This is a genomic window from Kocuria sp. KH4 (assembly GCF_053711175.1).
Genome location: NZ_JBSJYX010000012.1, coordinates 101,675 through 108,868, shown reverse-complemented (window position 1 = coordinate 108,868; position 7,194 = coordinate 101,675). Strand labels below are relative to the sequence as shown.

General features: G+C 72.8%; 6 protein-coding genes and 1 other RNA gene. 2 read left to right on the top strand and 5 right to left on the bottom strand.

Annotated elements, in window-relative coordinates:
• Positions 1–52: 52 nt before the first annotated feature.
• From ACWCOM_RS10675 to smpB, 3 genes are all read right to left on the bottom strand, one after another.
• On the bottom strand, positions 53–877 hold the full coding sequence (locus ACWCOM_RS10675) for a hypothetical protein (RefSeq protein WP_454548721.1): 825 nt from the start codon (positions 875–877) through the stop codon (positions 53–55).
• A 188-nt stretch (positions 878–1,065) separates the two neighbouring features.
• Positions 1,066–1,448, bottom strand: a transfer-messenger RNA (tmRNA) gene (ssrA, locus tag ACWCOM_RS10670).
• An 86-nt stretch (positions 1,449–1,534) separates the two neighbouring features.
• A complete protein-coding gene (smpB, locus tag ACWCOM_RS10665) occupies positions 1,535–2,011 on the bottom strand; it encodes an SsrA-binding protein SmpB (RefSeq protein WP_062734798.1) in 477 nt (158 codons plus the stop codon).
• A gap of 178 nt (positions 2,012–2,189) precedes the next feature.
• On the opposite strand from smpB, the gene ACWCOM_RS10660 reads away from it, so the two are divergent.
• Positions 2,190–3,440: a polysaccharide pyruvyl transferase family protein gene (locus tag ACWCOM_RS10660; RefSeq protein WP_454548720.1), complete on the top strand. Its 1,251-nt coding sequence runs from the start codon at positions 2,190–2,192 to the stop codon at positions 3,438–3,440.
• A gap of 96 nt (positions 3,441–3,536) precedes the next feature.
• On the opposite strand, the gene prfB is transcribed toward ACWCOM_RS10660, so the two are convergent.
• The gene (gene prfB, locus ACWCOM_RS10655) at positions 3,537–4,658 is read right to left on the bottom strand and encodes a peptide chain release factor 2 (RefSeq protein WP_454548719.1); all 1,122 of its coding nucleotides are present in this window, start codon (positions 4,656–4,658) and stop codon (positions 3,537–3,539) included.
• 87 nt (positions 4,659–4,745) lie between these two features.
• Here prfB and ACWCOM_RS10650 point away from each other — a divergent pair, with 87 nt between their 5' ends.
• Positions 4,746–5,906, top strand: coding sequence for a glucose-1-phosphate adenylyltransferase family protein (locus ACWCOM_RS10650; RefSeq protein WP_454548718.1), 1,161 nt, complete (start codon positions 4,746–4,748; stop codon positions 5,904–5,906).
• Positions 5,907–5,980: 74 nt separating this feature from the next.
• Here ACWCOM_RS10650 and ACWCOM_RS10645 read toward each other — a convergent pair whose 3' ends face one another.
• Positions 5,981–7,126 carry a glycerol dehydrogenase gene (locus ACWCOM_RS10645; RefSeq protein WP_454548717.1) on the bottom strand — a complete coding sequence of 382 codons (1,146 nt, stop codon included), beginning with the start codon at positions 7,124–7,126 and terminating at the stop codon, positions 5,981–5,983.
• Between the last annotated feature and the right edge of the window lie 68 nt (positions 7,127–7,194).

The window sequence follows — 7,194 nt, the reverse complement described above, 5'->3', positions numbered from 1 at the left end:
ATGCGTGAGGCCCGCACCGTCGGGTGCGGGCCTGTCGCATCGCCGGCAGCGCTCAGAGGTCCTGGGTGGCGAAGCCCGTCTCGCGCTCGAGGCACTGCTGGAAGGCGGTCGGGTCCGACGAGAACTGGTTGCAGGCCTCCATGGCCGGCCCGAACTCCCCGAGCAGCGCCCCGAAGATCACGAGGAAGAAGATGCTCGCCAGGATGCCCAGGACGCTGAGCACGATGCCGACGATCGGCACCGCCTTGGACGCCCCCGGGGTCCGGCCGAGCTTGCGCACGGCCACGATGCCGAGCACCAGGCCCACGAGCCCGGGCACGAGGCCCAGCACGAACCAGCAGGTCAGCAGCGACACGATGCCGAGGATGAGGGCGGCGATGCCCAGCCCCGTGCCCTGCGGCTTCGCGCCGTACTGGCCCATGTCGTACTGGCCCTGCTGGTACTGGGCGGGATATCCCTGGCCGCCGTGCTGCCCCTGGGAGTAGGGGTCCTGGCCGTACTGACCGGCGCCGTACGCGCCCTGGCCCTGCTGCCCCTGGCCGTACTGTCCCTGGGAGTACGGGTCCTGGGAGTGCTGCGGCTGGCCGTACGGGGACTGGCCGTACTGGCCGCCGCCGTACTGGCCGCCGCCGTACTGCCCCGCGCCGTACGGGTCCTGCTGACCCTGACCGTACTGGCCCTGGGAGTACTGCCCCTGACCGTACTGCGGGGACGAGTACTGGTCCCCGCCCTGGCCGTAGCGGGGCGCCTCGTAGGACGGCCCGGACGGGGCGCCCTCGATGCGCTGGCCGTACTCGGGCCCGTCCTGGCCGCCGTAGCTCGACGACCCGCCGGCACCCGTGCCGCTCTGGTCTGGCGTGTTGTCGTTGTGGCTCATGGCGTTGCCCTCTCGGTCGTCGGCGGTACACCTCCAGCTTGTCACACCGGTCCCCGGCCGCCGCCCATTTCCCCGGCCGGCCACGGGCCGCACGCCCGGCCCCGCCGTCCTCCTCCCGCCCGCGGCGGGAAGGGTCCCGGACACGAAAAAGACCGGGGAGCGCCTCGCGGCGCTCCCCGGTCGGGGAATCGTGGAGATGGGGGGAATTGAACCCCCGTCCGATGCAGCTTTGTCAGGGCTTCTCCGGGTGCAGTCTGCGTGGCGTTTTCTCAGTCCCGGCCCTCGTGCAGACCCGTGGCCGACGGACTCAGTCGCGCAAGTGTTCTCCAGACGCCCGCGACGAACGGCTGGAGCAGTGGCCTTCTAGCTGATGCCAGGCCCCGGGTCGAAGGCGAACCCGGGCTGACAGTCACCTAAGTCTGGTTACGCGGCGAGCGCGAGGTCAGACTTTGCGGTGGCGTTGCTGTTGGAATTGGCAACTATTGTTTTACAGAGAGCGTTTACGAGATAACTCTGCGTCCTCGACCCGCTTCCCCTGTCTCAACTCACATCGTCGAAACCGATCATCCCCGTATTCTGTTTCCAAGCACCCCGCCGCAGCGGGATGTCCCAGTCTACCGCGCGGTACATGGCGGTGCAAGGACCGGGCGCCGGGACTCAGCCCAGGTTCTTGTACCGCATGGCCCGCTGCGCCTCCCGGTTGTCCTGCTTCTCCCGCAGGGCCTGGCGCTTGTCGTACTCCCTCTTGCCCTTGGCCACGGCGATCTCCACCTTGACCCGCTTGCCGTCCACGAAGTACAGGGACAGCGGCACGATCGTGAAACCCGACTCGCGGACCTTCTGCTCGATCTTGTCCATCTCGCTGCGGTGCAGCAGCAGCTTCCGGCGCCGGCGGGCGGAGTGGTTCGTCCACGACCCCTGGAGGTACTCGGGGATGTGCACGCCCTCGAGCCACAGCTCGCCGTCGGTGAACTGGCAGAACCCGTCCACGAGCGAGGCGCGGCCCATCCGCAGGGACTTCACCTCCGTGCCCATGAGGGCCAGACCGGCCTCGTAGGTGTCGAGGACGTGGTAGTCGTGCCGGGCCTTCTTGTTGTTCGCGACGACCTGGCGGCCGGTGTCCTTCGTGGCCATGGGCCTCCTCCCTCGGGAACGGTGCGGACGGAACGCGGCCGCGCGCCGGGGCGCGCGGCCGGTCCTCCATCCTACGCCACCGCTGCTCCCCCGGCGCCGGCCGCGCCGTCCCGCGCCGGCCGATCCCGGGACGGTGCTCGCCCCGATGCGCCGCCCGGCCACCCGGTACGCTGGGCCAATGCTGGACACCGTCCCCGCCGCGCCGTCCCCGGCCGCGGACATCCTCTACCTCGTCGGCACGAGCGGTCACCCCAACTTCGGCGACGAGTTCATCGCCGCCTCGTGGCTGCGCTTCCTCGCCCGCACCCGCCCCGACGCCGAGGTCTGGCTCGACTGCCCGCACCCCGGGCTGGCGTCCCACCTCTTCGACGGGCTGCACCCGCGGCTGCGGACCACCGACACCCTCTGGCGGCTCGTCTTCGAGACCACCGGGATGGACCCGGCCGCCGCGGACGCCCACGTCGACCGGGTGGTGACCTCCCTGGGCTCCCCGCGCTACGACCTCGGCCTGCTCGGCGCCCGGCGCGCGAGCTCGGTGCACCTGCTCGGGGGCGGCTACCTCAACGCCATCTGGCCGCACCACGCCCGCCTGCTGCGGGCGGCGCGGCGGCTGGGCGAGCTCTCCGGCGCGCGGCTGGCGGCCACCGGCCTGGGCCTGACCCCCGCCGAGGACACCGCGGCGGCCACGGACGCCCTGCGCGAGGCGCTCGCCGCCTTCGACCACGTCACGGTCCGGGACGCGCCCAGCGCGCAGCTGTCCCGGGCGCGGCGGGCCCCCGACGACGCCTTCCTCGGACTGCCCGACGTGGCGGGGTTTCCGGCCGGCCCGTCCAGGGCGCCCGCCGCGCAGGGCGACGTGTGGGTGTGCCTGCAGGGCGACATGGCCGACCCGGGCGTCCTCGACGACGCCGTGGCCGCCGTGCGCTCCGCCCTCACCGGCCCGGAGCTGGCGGGCCGCACCGTGCGCTACCTCGAGGCCATCCCGGGGGTGGACCGCGCGGCCTTCGACCGTCTGGCGGACCTGATCCCCGAGCAGCACTTCGTGCCCTTCACCCGGGTGTGGACGGAGGGCTTCCCCGCCGGGCCCGGCCAGACGTGGCTGACCTCCCGGTTCCACTTCCACCTCCTGGCCGCCGCCTGCGGGGCCGAGGGCACGGCGCTGGAGGTCAGCTCGGACTACTACCGGGTCAAGCACCAGTCCCTGCTGGACGCGGGCACGGGCTGGTCCGTCACCCCGGCGGGCAGCCGCACGGTCCGGCCGCCCGCGCGCTCGTCGTCGTTCCCGGAGACCGCCGCCCGGCTGCACCGCACGAAGCTGCGGGAGGCGGAGGAGCTCTACCCGGTGCGGGAGGCGCCGGAGGAGCCGCCGGCCGCTCCCGCCGGACGGGTCCCGCCCGGCCGGGCGGTGACCCGCTTCCTGCGCCGCTGACGGGAGGAGCCCGGCCGGTCCGCGGACCGGCCGGGCTCCTCCGCCCGCCGGGAGCACGGGTCCAGCCGGCTCCTGCGACCCCCTGCCCCGGTGGGCTCAGGCGTCCGCGGGCGCGTGCCGCTGGTCGGCGCGCCAGCGGATGCCGGCGTCGACGAAGCCGTCGATCGCCCCGTCGAAGATGGCGGAGGGGTTGCCCTCCTCGTGGTTGGTCCGGAGGTCCTTGACCATCTGGTACGGGTTGAGCACGTAGGAGCGCATCTGGTCCCCCCAGGACGCCTTGACGTCGCCGGCGAGCTCCTTCTTCTTCGCGCTCTCCTCCTCCTGGCGCTGCAGCAGCAGGCGGGACTGGAGCACGCGCAGCGCGGCGGCACGGTTCTGGATCTGCGACTTCTCGTTCTGCATGGACACCACGATGCCCGTGGGGAGGTGGGTCATCCGCACCGCGGAGTCGGTGGTGTTCACCGACTGACCGCCGGGGCCGGAGGAGCGGAAGACGTCGACCTTGATCTCGGACTCGGGGATCTCGATCGAGTCGTCCTGCTCGATGAGCGGAATGACCTCCACGGCCGCGAAGGAGGTCTGGCGGCGGCCCTGGTTGTCGAACGGGGAGATGCGCACGAGCCGGTGCGTGCCCGCCTCCACGGAGAGGGTGCCGAACGCGTAGGGTGCCTTCACCTCGAAGGTGGCGGACTTCAGGCCCGCCTCCTCCGCGTAGGAGGTGTCCAGGACCGTGGTCGGGTAGCCGTGGCGCTCGGCCCAGCGCAGGTACATCCGCATCAGCATCTCGGCGAAGTCGGCCGCGTCCACGCCGCCGGCGCCGGAGCGGATGGTCACCACGGCCTCGCGCTCGTCGTACTCCCCGGAGAGCAGGGTCTGCACCTCCAGCTGCGAGAGCGCCTGCTTCACCGACGCGAGCTCCTCCACCGCCAGCTCCAGGGTCTCCGGGTCGTCCTCCTCGGCGGCCAGCTGGACCATCACCTCGATGTCGTCGATCCGGCCGCCGAGCTTCTCGAGCCGCTCGAGGTCGGACTGCTTGTGGGAGAGCTTGGAGGTGATCTTCTGCGCCACGGCGGGGTCGTCCCACAGGTCCGGGGCGGTCGCCTGCTGCGAGAGCTCGGCGATGTCCCGCCGCATCGCGTCGACGTCGCTCACGGCCTCGATGGAGGCGAACGTGGAACGGAGGGCGGAGATCTCTGCCGGGAAGTCAAGGGAGGCCATGGAAGCCAAGATTATCGCATGGGGCGAATTGCCCCGGGCCCGGAGGCCGATCCTCTGGCAGGATGAAGGCGAGAGAGAGGACGCACGATGCGCATTCCCCGCACCCTGGCCCTCGTGCTCGCCGGCGGAAAGGGCTCCCGCCTCGGGGCGCTGACCGAGAAGAAGGTCAAACCGGCCCTGCCCGTGGCCGGCACCTACCGGCTCGTCGACGTCGCGCTGTCCAACCTGGCGCACTCCCACATCTCGGACGTGTGGGTGGTCCAGCAGTACCTCCCCCACAGCCTCAACCGGCACCTGGCCAACGGCCGTCCCTGGGACCTCGACCGCACGCACGGCGGCCTGCAGGTCCTGCCCCCCTACGAGGGCGCGGAGGGAGAGGGGTTCGCCGAGGGCAACGCGGACTCCCTCTACCGGCAGAAGGACCTGATCCGGGACTTCGCCCCGGACCTGGTCCTGGTGCTCAGCGCCGACCACCTGTACACGATCAACTTCCTCGACGTCGTGGACACCCACCTGCAGCGGGGCGCGGACCTGACCATGGTCACCACGGTCGTGGACGAGGACCCCTCCCGCTACGGCGTGGTGCAGGCCGACGACGACGGGCGCGTGACCGGCTTCGACTACAAGCCCGAGCGGCCGGAGGGGCGGCTGGTGGCCGGGGAGATGTTCCTCTACGACGCCCAGCAGCTGCTGGCGGCCCTGGAGGAGCTGCACGAGCAGCAGGGGCAGCTCGAGGACTACGGCCACGACCTCGTGCCCTGGTTCGTGGCCCACCGCACCGTGGTGGAGCACCGCCTCCAGGGGTACTGGATGGACCTGGGCACCCTGCAGTCCTACTGGACCGCGCACCTGCAGGTGCTCGACGGCGAGGGGGTCACCCTCGACGACCCGGACTGGCCGATCCTCTCGGCCCAGCCGCAGCTGGTGCCCGCCCGGATCGAGGGCGGCGCCGACGTGCGCCGGTCCATGGTCGCCGCGGGCGCCACCGTGCACGGGACCGTGGAGCACTCCGTGCTGGGCCCCGGGGTGGTGGTCGAGGAGGGCGCCACGGTGCGCCACTCGGTGCTGCTGGACGGGGTGCGGGTGGGCGCCGGGGCACGGCTGGAGAACGTCGTGGCCGACATGGGCGCCGGGATCCCGGCGGGCACGCACGGCGGTCCCGGCGCCGTCACCCTGCTCGACGGGTCCGGGGCCGTGTCCGTCACGGAGGAGTTCGACCGCCGGGCGGTCCTGCCCCGCGGCTTCTGAGCCGGCCCGGGGCCGCCGGGTGCCGGGCGACCCCGGATGGGGCTTCGGTCGGCGTGGCGGCCCCGGGCGGGGTCCTAGTGGGCGTGGCGGTAGGGCTGCGGCTCGGGCAGGCCGGCGCGCTCGCGGACCCGGCGGCCCAGGCGTTCGATCGAGGTCAGCGCCGCGGCGACGTCCGCCGCCCGCACGGTGAAGGGCATGCTATGGATGGTCTCGCCCTCCACGGTCGCCGCCCGGGCCACGGCCTGGATCTCCTCGGTGTCCTCCGGGCGCAGCCCGATCTCCGTGAGCGTGGTCGGCAGCCCCACCCGGGTGGTGAACTCGATGAAGTCCGCGATCTCCGCGCTCGGCGCCCCCTCCAGCACCAGCTGGGTGATCGAGCCGATGTTGACCTTCTGCCCGTGGGCCAGTCCGTGGGTCTGCGGTGCCGCGGTGAGCCCGTTGTGGACGGCGTGCGCCGCCGCGAGGCCCCCCGACTCGAAGCCGAGCCCGGACAGCAGGGTGTTGGCCTCGATGACCTTCTCCAGCGCCGGGGTCACCACGTGGTCCCGGGCGGCGTCCATCGCCGCAAGGGCATTCTCCCACAGCACGTCCCAGCTCAGCCGGGCGAGGGCGGTGCCCGTGAGGGTGGCCGTCCCCCCGGCCATGGTCAGCGACCCCGAGGCGGCGGTGGCCCGGGCCTCCAGCCAGGTGGCCAGGGCGTCGCCGACCCCGGCGGCCAGGAACGTCGCGGGCGCGTTGGCCACCAGCTGGGAGTCCACCAGGACGAGGTCGGGGTTGCGGGGGAAGAAGCGGTACTCCTCGAACACGCCCTCGTCGGTGTAGACGACCGCCAGCGCCGAGGTCGGCGCGTCGGTGGAGGCGACGGTGGGCACGCTGACCCACCGGATGCCGGCGAGGTGGCCGGACGCCTTGACCGCGTCGATGGTGCTGCCGCCGCCCACCGCCACGGCCACGTCGGCCCCGGTGTCGCGGATGACGGCGGTGAGCCGGTCGATCTCCCCGGCCGAGGGGATGCCGCGGAACGTCTCGCGCGTGGCCGTCAGGCCGGCACGGGCGAGGGACGCCTCCACCTCGTGGCCCACGAACCCCCAGACGACGTCGTCGGCCACGACGAGGGGGGTCCGCCCGATGGCCGGCAGGTACTCCCCCAGGCGGGCGATGGCGCCCGGTCCCTGGACGTAGCGCCCGGGGCTGATGACGGAGCGGACGGGAGCGTCCATGGCGTTTCCCTTCGACGACGGTGCCGGCAGGCCGGTGCGCGTGCCGTGCGGGGAGTTTCCCCCGGTGC

Coding starts and splice junctions, on each gene's coding strand:
- ACWCOM_RS10675 (WP_454548721.1), bottom strand. CDS start 877: ATGAGCCACAACGACAACACGCCAGACCAGAGCGGCACGGGTGCCGGC.
- smpB (WP_062734798.1), bottom strand. CDS start 2,011: ATGGCCACGAAGGACACCGGCCGCCAGGTCGTCGCGAACAACAAGAAG.
- ACWCOM_RS10660 (WP_454548720.1), top strand. CDS start 2,190: ATGCTGGACACCGTCCCCGCCGCGCCGTCCCCGGCCGCGGACATCCTC.
- prfB (WP_454548719.1), bottom strand. CDS start 4,658: ATGGCCTCCCTTGACTTCCCGGCAGAGATCTCCGCCCTCCGTTCCACG.
- ACWCOM_RS10650 (WP_454548718.1), top strand. CDS start 4,746: ATGCGCATTCCCCGCACCCTGGCCCTCGTGCTCGCCGGCGGAAAGGGC.
- ACWCOM_RS10645 (WP_454548717.1), bottom strand. CDS start 7,126: ATGGACGCTCCCGTCCGCTCCGTCATCAGCCCCGGGCGCTACGTCCAG.